Origin of the sequence: Cyclonatronum sp., from assembly GCF_022565315.1 — a bacterium.
GTDB lineage: Bacteria > Bacteroidota > Rhodothermia > Balneolales > Cyclonatronaceae > Cyclonatronum.
Genome location: NZ_JAIUMX010000006.1, coordinates 25,237 through 44,846, shown reverse-complemented (window position 1 = coordinate 44,846; position 19,610 = coordinate 25,237). Strand labels below are relative to the sequence as shown.

At 52.6% G+C, this 19,610-nt stretch carries 14 protein-coding genes and 1 tRNA gene; 4 read left to right on the top strand and 11 right to left on the bottom strand.

Annotation, left to right across the window (positions count from 1 at the left end):
• Positions 1–87 precede the first annotated feature (87 nt).
• The 4 genes from pap to LAT75_RS02380 all read right to left on the bottom strand — a co-directional run bounded on the left by pap (position 88) and on the right by LAT75_RS02380 (position 7,453).
• A complete protein-coding gene (pap, locus tag LAT75_RS02395) occupies positions 88–1,635 on the bottom strand; it encodes a polyphosphate:AMP phosphotransferase (RefSeq protein WP_291481022.1) in 1,548 nt (515 codons plus the stop codon).
• A 540-nt stretch (positions 1,636–2,175) separates the two neighbouring features.
• Positions 2,176–4,551, bottom strand: coding sequence for a DPP IV N-terminal domain-containing protein (locus LAT75_RS02390; RefSeq protein ID WP_291481021.1), 2,376 nt, complete (start codon positions 4,549–4,551; stop codon positions 2,176–2,178).
• Between the two features lie 87 nt (positions 4,552–4,638).
• Positions 4,639–6,672: a S9 family peptidase gene (locus LAT75_RS02385; protein WP_291481020.1), complete on the bottom strand. Its 2,034-nt coding sequence runs from the start codon at positions 6,670–6,672 to the stop codon at positions 4,639–4,641.
• A gap of 67 nt (positions 6,673–6,739) precedes the next feature.
• Entirely contained in the window at positions 6,740–7,453 is a 714-nt protein-coding gene (locus LAT75_RS02380; protein ID WP_291481019.1) for a type III pantothenate kinase, read from the bottom strand.
• 257 nt (positions 7,454–7,710) lie between these two features.
• Between LAT75_RS02380 and LAT75_RS02375 the strand changes: the two genes are divergently transcribed.
• Positions 7,711–8,424: an SDR family oxidoreductase gene (locus tag LAT75_RS02375; protein WP_291481018.1), complete on the top strand. Its 714-nt coding sequence runs from the start codon at positions 7,711–7,713 to the stop codon at positions 8,422–8,424.
• A gap of 302 nt (positions 8,425–8,726) precedes the next feature.
• Here LAT75_RS02375 and LAT75_RS02370 read toward each other — a convergent pair whose 3' ends face one another.
• Positions 8,727–10,373, bottom strand: a complete 1,647-nt coding sequence (locus LAT75_RS02370) for a M20/M25/M40 family metallo-hydrolase (RefSeq protein WP_291481017.1) — start codon at positions 10,371–10,373, stop codon at positions 8,727–8,729.
• 274 nt (positions 10,374–10,647) lie between these two features.
• Here LAT75_RS02370 and LAT75_RS02365 point away from each other — a divergent pair.
• Positions 10,648–10,735: transfer RNA gene (locus LAT75_RS02365), tRNA-Ser, on the top strand.
• Between the two features lie 235 nt (positions 10,736–10,970).
• On the opposite strand, the gene LAT75_RS02360 is transcribed toward LAT75_RS02365, so the two are convergent.
• The 6 genes from LAT75_RS02360 to LAT75_RS02335 form a co-directional block, all read right to left on the bottom strand.
• Positions 10,971–11,633: a hypothetical protein gene (locus LAT75_RS02360; RefSeq protein ID WP_291481016.1), complete on the bottom strand. Its 663-nt coding sequence runs from the start codon at positions 11,631–11,633 to the stop codon at positions 10,971–10,973.
• Positions 11,634–11,651: 18 nt separating this feature from the next.
• Positions 11,652–12,395, bottom strand: coding sequence for a lysophospholipid acyltransferase family protein (locus tag LAT75_RS02355; RefSeq protein ID WP_291481015.1), 744 nt, complete (start codon positions 12,393–12,395; stop codon positions 11,652–11,654).
• Entirely contained in the window at positions 12,388–13,305 is a 918-nt protein-coding gene (gene murQ, locus LAT75_RS02350) for an N-acetylmuramic acid 6-phosphate etherase (RefSeq protein WP_291481014.1), read from the bottom strand. The genes LAT75_RS02355 and murQ overlap by 8 nt, the downstream gene beginning before the upstream one ends.
• 54 nt (positions 13,306–13,359) lie before the next feature.
• Complete coding sequence (gene accC, locus LAT75_RS02345; RefSeq protein WP_291481013.1) at positions 13,360–14,877, bottom strand: acetyl-CoA carboxylase biotin carboxylase subunit; 1,518 nt, start codon at positions 14,875–14,877, stop codon at positions 13,360–13,362.
• Between the two features lie 159 nt (positions 14,878–15,036).
• Positions 15,037–15,744 (bottom strand): alpha/beta hydrolase-fold protein, encoded by a 708-nt coding sequence (locus LAT75_RS02340; protein WP_291481012.1) that lies wholly within the window; start codon positions 15,742–15,744, stop codon positions 15,037–15,039.
• Positions 15,745–16,085: 341 nt separating this feature from the next.
• Positions 16,086–17,054 (bottom strand): squalene/phytoene synthase family protein, encoded by a 969-nt coding sequence (locus tag LAT75_RS02335; protein ID WP_291481011.1) that lies wholly within the window; start codon positions 17,052–17,054, stop codon positions 16,086–16,088.
• 588 nt (positions 17,055–17,642) lie between these two features.
• On the opposite strand from LAT75_RS02335, the gene LAT75_RS02330 reads away from it, so the two are divergent.
• Positions 17,643–18,656, top strand: coding sequence for a LacI family DNA-binding transcriptional regulator (locus LAT75_RS02330; RefSeq protein WP_291481010.1), 1,014 nt, complete (start codon positions 17,643–17,645; stop codon positions 18,654–18,656).
• Positions 18,653–19,606, top strand: coding sequence for a phosphoribosylaminoimidazolesuccinocarboxamide synthase (locus LAT75_RS02325; protein WP_291481009.1), 954 nt, complete (start codon positions 18,653–18,655; stop codon positions 19,604–19,606). Before LAT75_RS02330 ends, LAT75_RS02325 begins: the two co-directional genes overlap by 4 nt.
• Positions 19,607–19,610: the final 4 nt, after the last annotated feature.

Here is a 19,610-nt window from a genome sequence, read left to right as displayed (position 1 = left end):
GGAAGAAGCCGTTTTTTCTAAACAGCTTCAAGCCAGTCCAAAACCTGACGGAATTTCAAACTCCGTCAGGTTTTTTTATTGCCCCGATTACCCCGACGATTCCAAACCGGCCTCTGATTCGGGGAGGGGTTCCGCCACGGGTACGGGCTCAGATTCAGGCTCATGGGCAGCGAGCGCGGTCTCAACGGCTTCGAGCAGGCTCACGCGCGCATTTTTTTTATCCTCAGCAGAAACAAGGTGCCAGGGAGCGTAGTCGGTGTCGGTGTAGGCAACCATATCATTCACCGCATCGGCGTATTCGTCCCACTTTTTGCGGTTGCGCCAGTCTTCATCGGTGAGCTTGTACTGTTTGTAATCGGTCTTCTCCCGCTTTTTGAAGCGCTTCATCTGCTCTTTCTTGCTGATCTGAAGCCAGAATTTCAGCACAATGATGCCTGACTCGGTCAGCTGTTTTTCAAAGTGATTGATTTCGGCGTAGGCCCGCTTCCATTCTTCTTCGGTGGCAAAATTCTCGACCCGCTCCACGAGCACGCGTCCGTACCAGGAGCGGTCGTAAATGGTGAGGAAGCCTGCCCGCGGAATCTGCATCCAGAAACGCCACAAATAATGCCGTGATTTTTCCTCTTTGGTAGGTGCGGCAATCTGAATAACCTGATACAGGCGCGCATCGAGGCAGTGAATCAGGCGGCGGATGCTTCCCCCTTTTCCGGCCGCATCGGAGCCTTCCAGCACAATCACAACGGACTGCTTGCGCTGATGCGCCTGCCAGGCCTTCACATAAATACTTTCCCAAAAACCGGCCATTTTCTCTTTGTAGAGGCTGCGCTTGAGCTTCACCTTCAGGTCGATCCGGTCCAGCGGTTTTTGGGTTACTTCCGGTAGGGGCGTGCCGTTAACTGCGGAGGTATCAGAGCTGCCCCTTTGGAGGTGCTCCTCAAAAACCTTTGTGAGAAGATGCATCACCGAAACATCGCAGGTGTTGGCGTCGGTAGCGTCAACTTTAAACCAGGGCGCATGCGGCTTGTGGGTTGACTCCGTTAGCTCAGACACCAGCTCCATTTTTTTATCGTAGGTGAAGTCTCCCTGCCAGTCGTCCATCGTAACCTGCCAGGTACTTTCCGGCCGGTTGTTGGTGGCTTCCTCCTTGTTTTGCTGTTTCTGATTGTAATCAAGATGCAGCCATATCTTCACAATAAGGGCGCCGTCAACTGCGAGGAGCTGCTCCATTTCTTTGATGCCGGTGATGCGTTTGCGGAAACAGCTGAGGTCGCATTTGCCGTGCAGGCGTTCCAGAAACGGCTGCGTGTACCATCCTCCCAAAAACAAACCGGTACTGCCCGCCGCCGGAAACTGCCGCCAGTATTTCCAGAAGTATGGCCTGTCGGCCTCTTCATCCGAATCGGGCCGGTGCACATGGGTTTGGATGAAACGCGTATCCATCCACTCATTAAGCAGGTTCATCACCCGCGTGTAGCCGGAGGTCTGCCCCCCGGAGACCAGAATGATGACCGGCACCCCGGCATCCCGCAGCTTAAACTGACTCATGAGCAGCTTCCCCCGGTCCCGCTCAATTATTTTGTCGTAGTCTTTTTTTCGGGTGATGGTTTCCTGCGTGGAAAAAGAATTGATCTGCATTTCTGAATATTTGGGCACTTGTTTACAAAACCTTAAAGTATCGGGCTGAATCGGGATATTCAAGCAGAAAACGGGTATTAAACTATTTAATGCACCCGGTAAGATTGTAGGGAGCTGCATCACATTGAAATCCGCAAAAAACCTCTCCAATCCCTGAAATCCGCGTGCCATTAACTCGAACCGGGCATGTTCCGGCGAAGGAGATCTTGGCCATTTCTATGCTGCCGTGTTTCGGGGCGGCTCCGGCTCCGTGGTTCCGGGCTGCTCTCTCCCAAATGATACACGTTCGGGATGACCGGGGCTGTGTTTGGCATCGGGGAGATTTTGAAGCAGATTAATCTTCTTGCAATTTGCTATCGGCTGCAGGCTGCGATCAGCGATCAGCGGTCAGCGGTCAGCGGTCAGCGGTCAAAAATCCGCGCAAATCCCGCCCGATCCGCCAAATCCGCGTGCCATCATCCCCAAAAAAAACGGCCCTGCAACAAAACTTTGCTGCAGGGCCGGGAACACATCCTTCGAAAAAATTAATCCATCACAACTTTACCTGAAGCGGTACTCCCGCGGGGGTTCCATTTCGTGCAGGTGACGCACGAAGAAATCCCAGGTGCGGCGGAGCTTGTAGCTTTCGTTGGCATAGCCATGACCGCGGTTGGGCATTACAACTAACTCGAAATCTTTGTTGGCGGCAATGAGCGCGTCAATGAGCTGAAGCGTTGTGTTGGGGTGCACGTTGGTATCCATGGTGCCGTAGGAAATAAGCAGATGCCCCGTGAGGCCTTCCACCTGATGCTGCAGCGCCTGATTGGTGAAGCTGTCCGTGCCGTCGTCGAAGCGCTCGAACGGGCCCTGAAACTTTTCGCCCCAGTAGAAGGTGTAGCCGCGGTTATCCATGTTACCGGCACCGGCAACGCCTGCCATAAAGAAATCGCCATGATTGAACAGTGCTGTGGCTGTCGCAAAGCCGCCGCCGGAATGTCCGTAAATGGCGGCGCGGCTGATGTCAATAAAATCGTGCTGTGCCGCAAGCTGCTGCATGGCCGCGATTTGGTCGGGCAGACCGTTGTCGCTCATATCACCTAAATAGGCGGCATGGAAGCTTCGCGAGCGCATGGGCGTGCCGAGCGCATCAATCTGAACAACGATGAAGCCAAGCTCAGCCAGCGCCTGTGCCTGACCTCGGCGGCTGTGTGCAAAGCCGCGGGTACCCACGCTGCCAATCTGCGGCCCCGGATAAATGGAGTTGATAATGGGATAGCGCTTATTCGGGTCGAAATCGGCCGGCTTGAACATAAGGCCGAAGATTTCGGTTTCGCCGTCTCGGGCCTTGGCGCTGAACGGGGTCGGGAACTGCCAGCCGGCTTCGAACAGTCGGCTGAGGTCGGCCTCCTCAAGGGTGAGCAGAATTTCGCCGAAGCTATCGCGCAGTACCGTAACCGGCGCGCTGTTAACGGTGGAGTAGGTATCAACCAGGAAACCGGCTTCCGGTGAGAGGCTCACGCTGTGGTGCCCGGTATCGGGGGTGTGCAGGCTCAGGCCGGTGCCGTCGAGCAGTACCGAGTACACGTACTCCTCGTAGGGATCTTTGTCGGGATCGATGCCGACTGCGGTGAACCAGATACGGCCGGTTTCTTCATCGAGGCGGAGAATGTCAGACACGTTCCATGTGCCCTCAGTGATGCTGTTCAGGCGCTCGCCGGTGGCGAGGTCGTGCAGGTACAGATGCCCCCAGTCGCTTTCGCGGCTGAACCAGATAAACTGCCCGCGCTCGTAAAGCACGCGCCAGTTGGGCACGCCACGGCTGTTGAGGTTGGTTTCGATGAAGATTTCATCCCGCTCATGGAAGATGTCGCGGATTTCACCGGTTCTGAGGTCGGCGATTTTGAGCGTCACTTCTTTGTAATCGCGTGATGTTGCTACGAAAGCCAGCTTGCGGTTGCCGTCGATGAACTGATTGTCGGCCCAGTCGTTGCCGCGGGTGAGGCCGCAGCAGTTGGAGGTACGCTGATGGTAAGGACCACCCTGCAAGCGCACCAGAACCTGATTCTGCACATCAATCACGACGCGGTGGTGCATGGGCACCTGATCGTCAGGATCTGAGGGAATGGCGTACGGCCAGGAAACCAGCTCGGGCCGGTTTTGTGCGGTGCGCAGGATGTGCATTTCCGGCACATTGCGCTCATCGAGCTGATAGGTGGAAATCATGTAGCCCTCGCGCGACCATTTCAGGATGGGGCGCGCGGAGCGGGTCCAGCCCTGTGAGTCCGTCGAATAGCCGAAACGGTGGGAGCCGTCGGTGGTGAGCTGAATGTCATCGCCGGTGTGCATGTCGCGCACCCAGAGGTTATAGTCCTGTATGAAAGCCGCATAGCGCGCATCCGGCGAAAACACGGCGCTGCGCGGTGCAGTAATGTTATCCGGCTTTTGGGGCGTTACTTCGTAGGATTCAAGGTCAACGTACCATAGCTTTCCGTCGTGACGGAACTCCATGTAACGGGCATCCCCGCTAACGGTGATCTGCGAAACGACCAGATTATCGGCTGAAACTTCGTTTTCTGAATCTGCTGTATTCAGGCCAGCGGCAAGGCGCTCGCGGTCGAAAAGAGGGTTCGTGCTCAGGGTTTGCGTATTCACCAGGTGGTACTCTGTGCCCTCGGGGGCATTCACGCTGTACCAAAAGAGCGATTCGCTCAGCCAGGTTGTATTCACACGGTCACGAAAAACCAGGCCCATCACATTTCGGCTGAGCATGGCATCGGCCCGTTCGTAGTGGGCTTCATCGAAAGCGGGAAGACCGTAGATACGTACCGGTTCTGGGGTTTCAACAACGGCAGAGGGCGTGCTGCAGGCCGCGGCGATCATCACCAGTGCGCCGACAAGCCCGGCTTTCAGCAGAGAAGGACAGCAGTGCTGTATCATAAAATCATGTGTTAGGTTTTGAATGATGAAATAAAGACGGCCTTCCTTTTCCATCCTGAAAAAAGAAGGCCGCTGTTTAAAAGATGATTAGTTGCCGAGCCAGCGCTCAAGCCAGTTGTGTACTTCCTGATACCAGAAAATGGAATTGTTCGGCCGCAGAATCCAGTGGTTTTCGTTAGGGAAGTAAACAAGACGGGCATCGAGCCCCATCCCCTTGTACACCCCGTACACTTCGAGCCCCTGCGTAACCGGCACCCGGTAATCGAGCTCACCGTGAATGATGAGCATGGGCGAGCTAAAGTTGGCCGCGTGCAGGGCCGGATTCCAGCGCTGCATGCTTTCGAGGCCGTCCCATGGCGAGCCGCTGTAGGCCGCGATGCGGTGCTCGGTGATATCGGAGGCGAACTGCCCCATAATGTTGTACACACCCGCATGGTTAATGAGCGCTGCAAAGCGGTCGGTATGGCCCGCGATCCAGCTTACCATGTAGCCGCCATAGCTTCCGCCGGCCGCGGCAAGGCGGTTTTCGTCGATATACCCGCGCTCAATCATGAAATCGGTCGCCTTCATGATATCCCGGTACGGCAGATCGGAATGCGCTCCGTGAATGGATTCCGCAAAGGCCTGACCAAAACTTGTAGAGCCGTGAAAATTGGGCAGAACGGTCACGTAGCCGGGCGCGGCAAAAAGATGCGCATTCCAGCGGTAGTGAAATTCATCCCCGAAAATACCGTGCGGTCCGCCGTGAATCATCATCATGAGGGGATACTTTTGTGAGGCGTCAAAGTCCGGCGGGTAAACGATGAACATCTGCACATCGGCTCCGTTGGCGCCGGTGTAGGTCACGTTTTCGACCCGGCCCATGTTTAGTTCTGCTACCCGCTCTGCGTTGATGCGGGTGAGCTGCTGCAAATCACGCCCGTTGGTGCGGATGCTGAAGATTTCAGCCGGAGCCGATAAATTGGTATGGGTAAAAACGAGGCGGTTATCGCCGAGCAGCACTGGTGCACCGTTGGTGCCGTTGTGCAGAATCTGCGTAACGCTGCCTCCCCTTGACGGGATCGAAAACAGGCTCGTTTTGCCGAGATGCTGCGCGTGGAAGAAAATGGTACGGCCGTCGCGGCTCCACTGCCAGTTGGAAAAGCTCTTGTCGATATCTTCCGTAAGCACTTCGCGGCTGCCGCGCTGCAGGTCGTAGCGTACGAGGCGCACATTATCAGCATAGAAATCGGTGCGGGTCTGCATGCCGTACATCAGGAAACGGCCATCCGGACTGAACACTGGATTTAGATCATTAGCAGGGTTTTCCTCTGTGATGTTCGCCCGCTCCCCGCTGCCGTCGGTGTTGATGAGGATGATGTCGTAGTTCAGGTAGTTGTACGGCGGGGGCTCGTTGTTGGCCGAAACCGCTATGGTGCGGCCATCGGGCGAAATATCGAAAGACGGCGCGCCCTGCATCGCAAAGAAGCGGCGCGATTCCGGCATCAGGTCGGTTACTTCGCCATCGAGCGTAGTGGCGAAAAGGCGCGGGTAGTGCCCGTCGGTGAGCCAGCGATCCCAAAAGCGGTAGGTGCGGTTTTCGGTAACCTTAGCCGTGACCAGCGAGTTACTGCGCTCGTTCACCAGCTCACGGTGCCGGTCCCAGTCGCCGTCGTAGTCGGGGTGAACCGTAGCTGAAAAGGCAAGGCGCTGCCCGTCAGGGAACCATTGCGGTGCCGAGACGACAACCGGCAGATCGGTGATCTGCTTTGCTTCCCCTCCGCTTACCGGAATTACGTACAACTGTGCAGGTCCGCCGGCCCGGCGCGAAGTGAACGCAAGGTAGCGGCCATCCGGGCTGAATACCGGGGCTGAATCAGTGCCGTGCCGGGTAAACTCCCGCTGATTGCTGCCGTCGCTGTTCATCAGGAAAATGCTGGAATGGCTCTGATCCGTGGAAATATCGAAGCGGGTTTTGGTGAAGGCTATGAGGCGTCCGTCCGGTGAGGCCGTAAGGTTGCCTACCCGTTCCATCTGCCACAAATCTTCGGCTGTGATGGTACGCTGCTGCGCCTCAGCCGTAAAGCTGTGAAACAGGAGGAAACCCATCACAAAAAACAAAAATCGCAGGCTTGTTTTCATGGATTTAAGTCAGTTTTGATTGAGGATGGTTAGATTGATGAGGTTTAAAACACTGATGCAGAGGGTGTCAGCCGAACCAGAGTCGGGCTTCAACCAGTTTTTTCATGCCGTAAAACACGAGGTTGGAATTCACAACCGCACGGCGCTCGATGCGTTTGGCGAGCCAGTCGCCGTCGCCGCCGGTCACATACAGGGCTGCTACATAGTCATAGCGGCGAACAAGCCCGTCAACGGCTGAGATAAAAGCGCCTGAAAGGCCCCAGCGCACAGAATCTTCGGTGTTCTTACCCGGCCATTTCATGGGGATGTCACGCACGACTTTGGGCAGGTTGGGCGCGTACTGCTGCAGGGCTTTTTCCCAGAGGGCCATACCGGGCATAATCACACCGCCGCGATACACGCCACGGTCGTCCATATAATCGATGGTGCAGGCGGTGCCGGCATCAATCACGATCACCGGTTTATCGGCCATGGTGCGTGCGCCGAGGCAGGCCATGTAGCGGTCCATGCCAAGGGTATCCTTCGATTCGTAGTCAACTGACTTCTCGGGCAGGTCAGCGATGGTGAACCACTTCAGCACCTTCGATTCGCCAAGAGCGGCGTTAATTGCGTCGGTCGCATCCGGAACTACGGAGATGCCGACCGTTTCTTTGCCCTGCTGCCTGATCCAGTTGCCGGCTTCCGTAGCATGTTCGGTCGGGGCGTTGTACATCTCCTGCCAGCTGTTGCCAGACCAGGTTTTGATTTTGATGCGGGTGTTCCCAATATCGAGAAAGTTCATGCGCTTGTTTATTCTGAGGATTTAAAAGGTGTCGGAACGTATAACAGCACACCAACGAAGCTGCTGAGGCCCCCAATATAAGGAAGCCCCGCTTTTGCAGCGTTCAAACACGCGCCCGACTTGTAAAATCGGTGTAAAAAAGAGTTTGTGAACTCAGCATGAAGCGCAGCCCGGCTTGTAGTTTAAACGATTGGGCTTCAGGGTGATGTTATCAGGGCATAATCAAATTCCTTAACTGTTCACCAAAATCTGAGTTTATGAATCTCACAGGCAAGAAAGTTATCATTACGGGGGCAAGCAGCGGTATCGGCGCTGCGTTTGCAAAAGCCATTACCGAAAAAGGCGGCATTGTGTACGGCATCGCGCGCCGGCAGGACCGCCTGCAGCAGCTGCAGGAAATGCTGGGCGACAGCTTCCACCCCGTAGTGCTCGACATCACCGATGAGCCCGCAGTAAGTACATGGGTCGAAACCACTTTCAGCGCTGAAAATTACCCCGACGCGCTCATCAACAATGCGGGTCTCGGCAAATTCGGCAACGTGGAAGACCTCAGCCTCGACGACTGGCACACCATGATGAACGTGAACCTGAACGGGGTTTTCTACCTCACACGCAAAATCGTGCCGCTGATGAAGGCCAACCCGGCGCACTGCCACATCATCAATATCGCATCCGTAGCCGGCCTGATGGGCAATCCGACCATTTCGGGCTACAACGTAACCAAGTTCGGCCTGCGCGGTTTTTCCGATGCCCTCTTCAAGGAGCTGCGCTACGACGCCATCAAAGTCACCTGCGTGTACCCCGGCTCCATTGCGACCGAGTTCTTCGACCTCGCCGGGTCAAGTGCGCATCCTAACATGATGCAGGCCGAAGATGTTGCCTCCACTATCGTGCACATCCTCGAAACCCCGGATAATTTCCTCATTGATGAAATCACCCTGCGTCCGCTCAATCCCAAGCGCCCCGACTAAGCAGCGCAACAATTCACCCCAAAACCCGGCCTCCCGTCATCTCTGAGTCACATTTTTTTTGGGTGAAACTCCGTGCGCATCACGGTCATCCGTGAAAGTTCAGAACTCCCGGGTCAACGGCCGGTCCCCTGCTTTTTTTCGCAGCATAATTACATCACCGGAATCCGTCCCAATCCTCCGAATTGCTGGCAGTAACCGCAAAAGCAGATAAACACAAAAAGCCTGCCCGAACAAAATTCAGGCAGGCTTTTTTTATGTTTCGGGGAAGTCATGGGTGATGGCACCCAGCCCTTATGAAATGCTTAGTTGGCCGTAAGCTCCGGACCCGGTTTGCGCGGGAGGCGCTCATCGAGCATGGCGGTATGGTAGGCGAAGGTCGCTACGATTACCGCGTTTCGCATCAGATCCTGCGGCATGAGGCGCTCGTAGGTATCCATATTGGAGTGATGGCTGAGCGTGAAGTACTCGAGCGGATCCTGAATGAACTGGAAGCCGGGCAGACCCACGCGGTCGAAAACGACGTGATCGGTTGAGCCGGTATTCGCCCAGGATACGGTTTCGGTACCCCACTCGGCGAACGGAAGCAGCCAGGTGCGGAACAGATTGCGGACGGCATCGTTCTGCTGCAAGTAAATACCACGGATTTGTCCGCCGCCGTTATCCACGTTGTAGTAGGCCGAGAACTTGTCGTAGCCGTCAAGGCGGGTGATGGATGAAGGCGCACCGGGGTTGCCTTCAGGGCGGGCGAGGTAGGTTTCCACGAACTCGCGGGAACCGATCAGGCCCTGCTCTTCACCGCTCCAGAGGGCGATTTTAATGGTGCGGCGCGGCTGAACGCCGGCGGCCTGCAAAATGCGCATGGCTTCGAGCATAACAACGGAGCCGGCGGCGTTGTCGGTCGCGCCGGTACCTGTGTGCCAGCTGTCAAGGTGAGCACCGATAACCACAAATTCATCTTTCAGATCAGGATCCGTGCCGGGAATTTCGCCAATGGTGTTCCAGCCCATGAGGTTTTCATCCTGAAAACGCACACGCAGGTCCATTTCCAGCTCTACGGTTTTGCCGTGCTGAAGCATGCGGTAGATGCGGCCGTAATGCTCACGGGCAAGTGAGACTTGCGGCACCGGCGTAGGGGCGTCGATCTGATGTGGGCGCGGGCGCTGGCCCCAGGGCGTGTCCGGCGCTGCCGGCAGGGTAGCCCCTGATATGGCAACCTGACCGCTCCAGCCGCGGTAGCTTTCATCGAGGATGGCAAGCGGGCGCTCCTCCATCAGGAACTGTGCACGCTCGTAAGCGGCCTGCTGTCGCGCGAATATGGCTGCATTGGGTGTCTGACCACCCTGCTGACCGCTTGCGATGCGCTGCGTTGCGTTGGCAAGTCGAAGGAGGCTTTCGTCGGTATGGCGGCGTGCGATGGCATCCCAGTGTAGCTGCGGCTGTGCGGGCTCGGCGATCATTACAAACTTGCCGCTGAGCTTACCGCGCCAGTAGTCGAAGTTTTTCTCCTCAGTAATTTCCAGAAATACAACCTCACCCGAAACCGGTCCGTCGTAGCCAGGCGACCAGGCTTTGGGATAGGCAATTATCGGAAAATAAGTCTGCTCGCTTTGGGCGTGCATCGCAAAGCGGGTAAGCTCCCAGCCACGGCCAAACGGCCCCCACTCGTGCTGATACACATTCTGAAGACCGAAGCCTTCCATCACTTCCGCGGCCCACTCGTTGGCGCGGTACATTTGCGGGGAATTGGTGAGGCGGGGCCCGATCACATCGGTGAGGTAGCTCGCCTTCGCCATAATCTCAGAACGCTCAATGCCTTCTTCAATAAACTTGGCGACCATTTCCATATCGACCGTTGGCTCATCGATAGATTGGGCCGTAGCCGGTTGTGCAGAAAAAACAAAGGCGGACAGCAGCAGGCTGAGCCCGATATTTCGTAGTAGCTGATTCATACGCTAATTATTAGGTTCAGAGGTTTACACGAGGAATTAAACTAAAGGCAGAAATTGCAGAAAAAAAACCAATATAAAACACGGGATATGCTAAAAAATGCTAAGCTGTACGTCAAAGCTTTCACAACAGGAATGCGGGATACAGACACCGGCGCGCAGCGCAATCCGGCTAAGCGCGTTGCTTCCTACAGGATTTTCTGTGGATAACTTGGGCTTGAAACAGGCGCACTCTTGCCGTATATTTGAAATCTTGATTCAATTTGATTCGACCAATGGAGAGGTGCCAGAGCGGTCGAATGGGCTCGCCTGGAAAGCGAGTGTGCCCTAACCGGGTACCGAGGGTTCGAATCCCTCCTTCTCCGCAAAACAAAAAGCCCGGCCTGAGTGTAAGCATACTCAGGTCGGGCTTTTTATTTGTCAGCTTCCGGAATCAGCACGTTGCGCCGAAACCAAAAAGCAAGGGCTTATCCGCCGATTTGGGGTGTCAGGAGCTGACACTGCTGACCTTGATGTGCACGGAGTTTATCCAAAAAAATAAAGGCTTATGTGGCAGTATGCGGTTTTTTTAAGTAAGAGCGCCGGACCTGCTATCCCCTTCTAAAACAAAAAGCGGTGTCTTGAATAGGCCGGCACTGCCTCGCCGTTGTGTTGTGCGGGCATAAATACCCAGCTGCTCGCCGCGCGGATACTTTCTTCCATGATGCCGTAGCCAATGGACTGTACCTGCTCGCGGGTGCCGTCGGGGTAAAGGAGGTGTATGGCGGAGATCGTAACTTCGTCAACGCGGCCTTCTTCATTTACGAGCAGGGTGACCTGTACTTCTACCTGAAAGCCGAGGTCGCGGGCCTGCTGCGGGGTAACGGCTTCAACGATGCGGCGAACACGCGCCGGCCGGTCGGGGTTTCCGACAACGCCCTGCTGTGCCTGCTGCGGGGCTTCGAAGCCGTCAAAATCGGGAAACAAATCGAACTCGGGGAGGTCAAGCTCGTCTTCGATCACGACATCGCTGACTTCCGGCGGGGCAAATCGCGGTCGAGGCGGCGGCGGGAGGGCTTCTGCCTGTACGGTTATGGCGATCTCGTCTATTACCAGCTCATCCCAAATCATGCCGCTCATCATTTTTTCATCAGAGCGCCAGTCGGCAAACCGGAAAATGAGCAGGCTTATGAGCAGTGCTGCAACAAGGGCGCATTTCACCCGCTGATGATAGGTTAGGCTATGGCCAAATATGATGATGACGTTCCGGTTCATGGAATGCATCAACGCAAGCGGGAGCGTTTATCGTTTGCCGGCGCTGTTCAGACTTTTGAGCCGCAGGAACTCGTCTGAAACCAGCTTGTGCACGTGTGCCGTCATTTCATCAACGGAATCAAAATCAGCGGGGTCAACCGGATCGAGCACGGACACGTGCAGATCGCCGCGCAGGTTCATTTCCCAGGTATCGGGCTTAATGCAGGAAAACGTGCCCTCCATCACGATGGGCTGCACAAGAAAGCCGTTATCCACCGAGGCGTGAAACGCTCCCTTTTTAAAAGGTTTCATGTTCCCATCGCGGGAACGGGTGCCCTCCGGGAAAATCATCACGCTTGTGCCGTCTTCAATCGGGGCAATCATTTTTTGCAGGGATCTGGCGGCGCCTTTCGATCCGCGATCCACCGAAATATGCCCGGCAAGGTGCATCAGCCAGCCCACGATGGGGAGCTTAAACAGCTCTTTTTTGGAAACCCACTTCATCTCAACAGGCAGGGTTGCCATCAGCGGCATATCCAGAAAACTCTGATGGTTGGCAATCCGGATCATGCCTTTGGAATTACTAAGCTTTTCAAGGCCGTAATAGTGACGCTTCCAAAACGGATTAAGCACCATGATCGATTTGCCAAAAAACATCATTACCGCATTGGGGTAGCGGTGATGCGGATCGAACGGGAAGGTGAAAACCCTCACGAAAAACGCAAACAGAAACGAAAGCACAAAGGAAATTCCGTAAACGAGCCAAAGCAGGGCACTAAGCAGTTTATTCATCTGAGTTTTTTTCCTGGCAAGTTAAGGCTTTCCGTATAAATCCGTTAGCCCGTTTGAGTTGCAGCCGGGCCTCTGCTTCGCTGAAATTACCGAGCGCCATCAGCAAAGCGGTTTTCACGTGTCCGTTGGTTTGCTGCAGCAGGCTAACAGCTTCATCATAGGAAACCCCGCCGTAAGTCACCAAAATGCGGCGTGCCCGTTCGTGAAGCTTTTGATTGGTGAGCTGCAAATCGACCATCACGTTCTGCCAGACTTTGCCAAGGCGGATCATGGCCCCGGTGGTGATCATGTTGCAGACCATTTTTTGCGCGGTGCCGCTTTTGAGGCGGGTGCTGCCGGCGATAACCTCGGGGCCAACCTCTACAGCTATGAGGATGTCGGTCAGCAGGCCTTCGGGGAGATGTTCGGGCTTAACACAGCAGACGAAAACGGTTGCGGCGCCGCGCTGCCGGGCTTCGGCCATGGCGCCAAGCACGTAGGGGGTGCGGCCGCTTGCTGCGAGTCCGCAAAGGGTATCGTGCGGGCCAAGATTCAGATTCCGCACATCGGCTGCGCCCTGTTCGGGGCTGTCTTCGGCGCCCTCCTGTGCCCGGAACACTGCTTCGGGGCCGCCGGCAATAAGTCCCTGCACCATTTCGGGCGGGCTGCCGAAAGTGGGCGGGCACTCTGAGGCATCTAAAATACCAAGGCGGCCGCTCGTGCCGGAACCGGCATAAACGAGACGGCCGCCCTGTTTAAAAGACTGCGAAACCTGCTCAATGGCTGCTGCAATGGCATGCTTTTGCCTGCCTACTGCCTTTGCCACGAGCTCGTCCTGTGCATTCATCAGCTCCGCAATTTCGAGCGGAGAAGCAAGGTCGATTTCGCGGGTTTGCGGGTTAATCTGCTCCGTACCAAGTCGGCTAAGCAAATCATGTGGCTTGGGGGAATCAGACAAAACAGGCTACGATTAAAATCACTTCGGCTATGAACGTCTGTTGCGCCACCACAATGAACTGGCGTGCGCCATTTCATCAAAATCGGGATCTTTTTTCTTGCCGTTCATGGGTACCGTTGCGTGCACATCCGGCACAAAGTGCTCATGCAGCAGGGCCGCAGCAAGGTGGGAAACATCCTCATTCATCCGAAGTTCGGCTGGTTTGTAATAATTCTGAATGAAGTGCGTGTCGTAGGTTCCGGAATTGAATACCGGGTGTTCCATGGTAAAATGGCAGAACGGGATGGTCGTTTTGCAGCCGTCGATCTGGAACTCTTCGAGCGCGACCCGCATCCGGCGGATGGCTTCATCACGGTCTTTGCCGTAGGTAACGAGCTTGGCGAGGAGCGGATCGTAGTTGATGGTGACCGACTGACCCGCTTCGATACCGGCATCCACACGTACGCCTGGTCCGGAGGGCAGTTTGAACCGCTTGAGGTAGCCCGTGCTTGGCATGAAGTTTTCCTCGGGGTCTTCGGCGCAGATCCGGCACTCCATCGCATGGCCTTTAATGGTGATGTCAGACTGCTTCAGCGGCAGCTTTTTGCCTTCGGCTACGAGCAGCTGAAGGGCAACGAGATCGAGACCGGTAATAAACTCCGTTACCGGATGCTCCACCTGCAGGCGGGTATTCATTTCAAGGAAGTAGAAATTGCGGTGCTTGTCGGCGAGGAACTCAACCGTACCGGCGCCCACGTAGCCGCAGCTTTGCGCGGCTTTTACGGCCACATCGGCCATGGCAGCACGCATCTCATCATCGAGAAACGGGCTCGGGGCTTCTTCCACCACTTTCTGATGCCGGCGCTGCACCGAGCACTCCCGGTCGTACACATGCAGCACATTTCCGTGCGTATCGGCAATAATCTGAAACTCAATATGGCGCGGGTTTTCGAGGTATTTCTCGACATACACGCGGTCGTCGCCGAAAGCACTCATGGCCTCCGACTTGGCAGTGCGGATGCTTGATGTGAAATCCTCTTTCTTATGAACAATCCGCATCCCTTTGCCACCGCCGCCGGCAGCAGCTTTAATCATAACCGGATAGCCGATTTCCTCCGCAACGCGCTCGGCCTCGGCAACATCCTTCAGGGCGGTAGCCGTGCCCGGAGGCAGCGGCACCTTGTTGGCTTCCATCAGCTCGCGGGCCTTGGTTTTATCGCCCATAGCTTCGATGGCTTCGGGTGTAGGGCCTATGAAAATGATATCGTTTTCGCGGCATTTGCGGGCAAAAACGGAGTTTTCGCTCAGAAAGCCGTAACCGGGATGAATGGCATCTGCCCCGGTAACGCGGGCAGCTTCCAGGATTTTTTCCATCACAAGATAGCTCTTCGAAGAGGCGGCTTCACCAAGACAAACCCCTTCGTCGGCAAGCTGCACATGCGGCATACCCGCATCAACTTCAGAATAAACGGCAACTGTTTTGATGCCGAGCTGCCGGCAGCTGCGAATTACGCGAACGGCGATTTCACCGCGGTTCGCAATCAATACTTTCTTAATCTCAGGCATAAGGTTAATGCTTGTTTAATAATTTACGTGGAAACTGAAGGATATAAAGCCATCCGGAACAGCCGCTTAACCATTTAAATACTATCAGAATGCTGTGTGGCTGCTTTATACACACATATTCGAATATACTACCTTAAAATAAGAATTTCTCTTTTTTACTTAAGGAATATGGTTGGCAAACAGTTTTTTATGTGTTTCATAATCGCTTTCTGAGTGATCATGAAAGACATCAAACTGATGGGAAATCCCTCGGTTATCGAGAAAATCTGAGATTGATTCTGCGTCCTCGTAAAAGTCATCACCGGGATAAGTTGCTATCCTGATATCCGTTTTACGGAGATCAGCCAGGTAAAACTCATCTGAAAGATGGGGCAGGTATTCGATCGGGTTATTGTAGTAAAAGTCTTCATCTGCCGCACCATCGAAGTGCGGACGCATATCGTACTTTCCGCCGATTGAAATGCACTTGTCAAATTTTGAAGGATGCCGCAGCAGCATATTCAGGGCAAGATAACCGCCCTGTCCTGCACCGGCCACAATGATAAAGTCGTTACCGGCAAGTTTCTTTATTCTTGGGATGAGTTCATCAATCACAAAGCTTTCGACATGAAGAAACTCAATAAGCCTGCGGCGGGGATCTTCCGTTTCATCAAAAATGAGCCTGTAATCAGGCTTTTCGAGGGTAATTACCATATTCAGACGGTTATCAATCTGAAATGCAATGCTTTCCAGAAATTCGGCGTCTGTATCGGCAGCATCACATAAACTGTTAAAAAACAGCACAGGCGTACCGCCGGTACCGTAAATACGAACTACAACATCAGCACCCAGACTTGGGCTGTTCCAGGTTTCGGTTACGTATTTCATGACGAAGATAAATTTAATAGGGTTGGTTGATTGACGATTGACAGCTTGAGTGTCGGGTAAATTGCCTGGTTTTAAATATTATATTTTGTTTTCAGAAAAGCCGAATTGCCATTATATCCGATTGTAAACTTTTTAGTAACAGCAAATTGGAGGATATCAGGTAACTGCATATGTTCCAGTTTCTTTTAGCCGGCGTCTTGCTTTTTAGTTTAGGATACAGCTCATAATAAAAAAGCCGTTGCCGGTAAGGGCAACGACTTAAAGATAAACGAAAATAAACAGTATTAACCAATCATTTTTATTCAGAAAAGCGCTTTTTTGCGAAACCGAAATAATTTAGCTCAGCTTTTTCTGCGCCACCAGATTTTGGGGATGATGGATAGTTTTTCGGCCGTACTAAGGTAAGCGCGCTGAGTGAACACCTGATAATCATTATCACGGATTCGGTTCAGAATTTTACTGTAGTTCAAACGCGCCATCGCTACTGGGTAATGGCTGTCGCGCGAAAGCATGGGGATGCCCTTATCTGCATCTTCATAATATCGTTCTGCGCGCTGTATCTGAAACTCCATGAATGCTTTAAACTTGTCGTCATTACGGTGTTCAAACAAATCGGCTTCAGTAATCCCGAACTGCAGAAGCTCATCCTGTGGCAGGTAAATACGATCGCGGCTGAGGTCTTCCCCAATATCCCTGAGAATATTGGTCAGCTGCATCGCTATTCCCAGCGCAACCGCGTGTTTGAGTGCCTTTTTGTCTTTATAGCCAAACACTTCACTAACCATTAAACCAACCACCGAAGCTACTTTGTAGCTGTAGGTGTACAGCTCATCGAAATTTTCATACCGGTTTTTGGTCAGGTCCATGCAAACACCCTCCATAAGCTCAAAAGTGAGCTCAATGGGAATGTGGTATTGCCTGAGCGTATCGGACATAGCAAGCAGAATCGGATGTTCAATTACCTCCCCGTTGTAGGTTCGCTGAAGCTTATCTTTCCAGCTTTCGAGCATCTGAACAATCTGCTCAGGGTTCAGCTGTTTTTTCATTACCAGGTCTTCAGCTTCATCCACGAGATCATCGATAAACCGGCAGAGCGCATAAATTGCAAAAATTGATCTTTGCTTTTTATTAGGAAGAAGCCTCGTTGCCATGTAAAAGGTTTTGGCATATTCTCTTGTGATCAGCCGGCAGTGCGTGTAAGCCTGCCGTAACTCTGTGCCGGTTACTTCATTTATTACAGACGTGTGCAGGGACGTACGCTCATAAACCGGCCTTATAATTGTATATGGAAGCTTAAGTATATAATTCATAGCAAGACATCGGTAGTCTTAAAGTAGTTAGGAAGCAGTAGAAATGAGTCATAGTAACAGAATCTGAACGGTGGCAATAACGTTCCTGTACAGCATAATAATACCTTTAATGAAGCTCAGTTCCGATTTTTTTTTAAACACCTGCTCGGCAGGGCACTTTTTTTGTTCTTGAATGTAAGCCACGGCTGTTTTGAACGGCCTGATCTGAGGCTTACCCTTCAATACCGGCCTCTTCTAAACATCAGCAACGATTTGGCTCCTATATTTTACAGTAACAATAATAAAACATGGGAATGAGCCTTCAATTACTTAAATTCTGAGTTAGCAACACGCTCATAAACCTATTTTACGATTAAAACAGGCACGTTTAAATTCGAAACAAATCAACTATCTCAGCTTCTGCTGTTTGTTGCAGAACGTATTTTTTTGGATTTCTGACCGAAACCTTTTGTTCGTACTGCACAATGCCAGGCTGAAAAGTAAAACGATTATTAACTCTTACCTTCAGGAATCTCAATTAAACACTTTCAGACAATCGGCCAATTTTTCTCAGCAGGTTCCTAAACTTAGTATATCCCTATCAACCATATGGCAAAAAAAATCACCATTTACGATGTAGCCAAGGAAGCAGGAGTAGCTATTTCAACTGTTTCACGTGTGTTAAATGATTCACCTTATGTCTCAGAAGAAACCAAAAATAAGGTGCAGGCTTCTATTGATAAACTTGATTTTCACCCGCAGGTAAGTGCCCGAATGCTTGCCAGGCGGCAGCCTCAGATTATAGCAGTTGCCGTACCAACCTTTACAACTCCCTTCTTTAACGAAGTTCTTAAAGGCGTTAAAGATGAAATCAGCAAGCTTGACCTTGATTTCATTATTTACAATACAGGTTCTGAGGATCCGGAAGAAAATTTTAAACGCTTCATTGACCGCGGGATCCCCGACGGGCTTGTTGTTTTTTCGATTGATATTAACGAGAAGGTTCATAAACGTCTGCAGGATTATGATATCCCGGTGATACTGGTAGGTGCGAATCATCCCGGTTATGATTATTTCTACTGGGATAACTACAAAGGCGGATTTATTGCCGGAAAGCATCTTGTGGAAAACGGATTCCGCAATATTGGTTTTATCCGGTCGCATACCAAATCGAGTATTTCTGATGAAAGAGAAAGAGGCTTCCGGGATGCACTCAAAGAAGGCGGAGTTAACCTTAACGAAGATATGCTTGTTAGCGGCATCACCCGTAAACATGCCGGTTTCAGCGAAGAAGCCGGATATGAAGCGATCAAAATTCTCAAGGAGCGTAACGCCATTCCCGATGCGCTGTTCTGCTCGAACGACGCGCAGGCCATTGGTGCAATGCATGCCCTCAGCGAACTCGGCCTCTCCGTACCGGAGGATGTCGCCATTTTGGGTTACGACAATATCAAAATTTCCAAATACCTGAATCTTTCCACCATCGATCAGGCCATGTATGATGTAGGTATCAGGTCCATTCAGCGGCTTTCCGAGCGTTACAAAGATAAGAACATCAAGCTCAAGCAAACGATAATTGAACCTGAACTCATTGCCCGTAAATCAACAAAAGCGCGAAAGTGAACATTTCGAAACTACTCACCCGCTCAATTAAGCTGACCTCTGCCGAAGGTTTTGACGAACCCCGCAGAGGAAAAGTGAGAGACGTTTATCAGTTGCCCGATAACAAACTTGCCATCGTAGCTACTGACCGTATTTCTGCTTATGACCATATTCTGGGGGAGACTATTCCCTGTAAAGGTCAGATTCTCAACCTAATGGCCGCATGGTCATTGCGTCAGGTTGAGGGTATTGTGCCAACACACCTGATTCAGGTCCCCCATCCCAACATCACGATAGCGAAGAAATGCGAGCCAATCCCCGTTGAAGTAGTGGTTCGGGGCTATCTTACCGGGCATGCATGGCGGCTGTATGAGAAAGGTATCCGTACCATCTGCGGTGAAAAAATGCCCGACGGCCTGAAACAGTTCGACCGCTTTCCAAAGCCCCTCATCACACCAACTACAAAAGCGGAGGCCGGCCATGATGAAGATATTTCTGCAGATGATATCATTGCAAGCGGCATGCTCACGGCTCCCGTTTGGGATAAAATCAGCAAGACGGCCCTTCTTCTGTTTGAAAAAGGATCTCAAATTGCTGATTCCCGAGGCCTGATCCTTGCTGATACCAAATATGAATTTGGTTTTTATGGGAGCACGATCACCCTAATCGACGAAATCCACACGCCGGATTCATCCCGGTATTATTACAAATCCAGATTTGATGAACTTCGCGCTGAAGGCAGAACACCCTATCAGCTTTCAAAAGAATTTATACGCGATTGGCTGCGTGAGCGGGGGTTCACGGGGCAGCCTGGTCAGGAAATGCCTGTACTGCCTGATGATGTGCGCCTTGAGATGTATCGAAATTATGCTATGCTTTATCAGATTATGACCAAAGAACAGTTTATCCCGGTTGTTACCCCTCATTTCGATCGTACACTTACAATTATTCTTCAAAAAGAACTTAGCTAAGCTT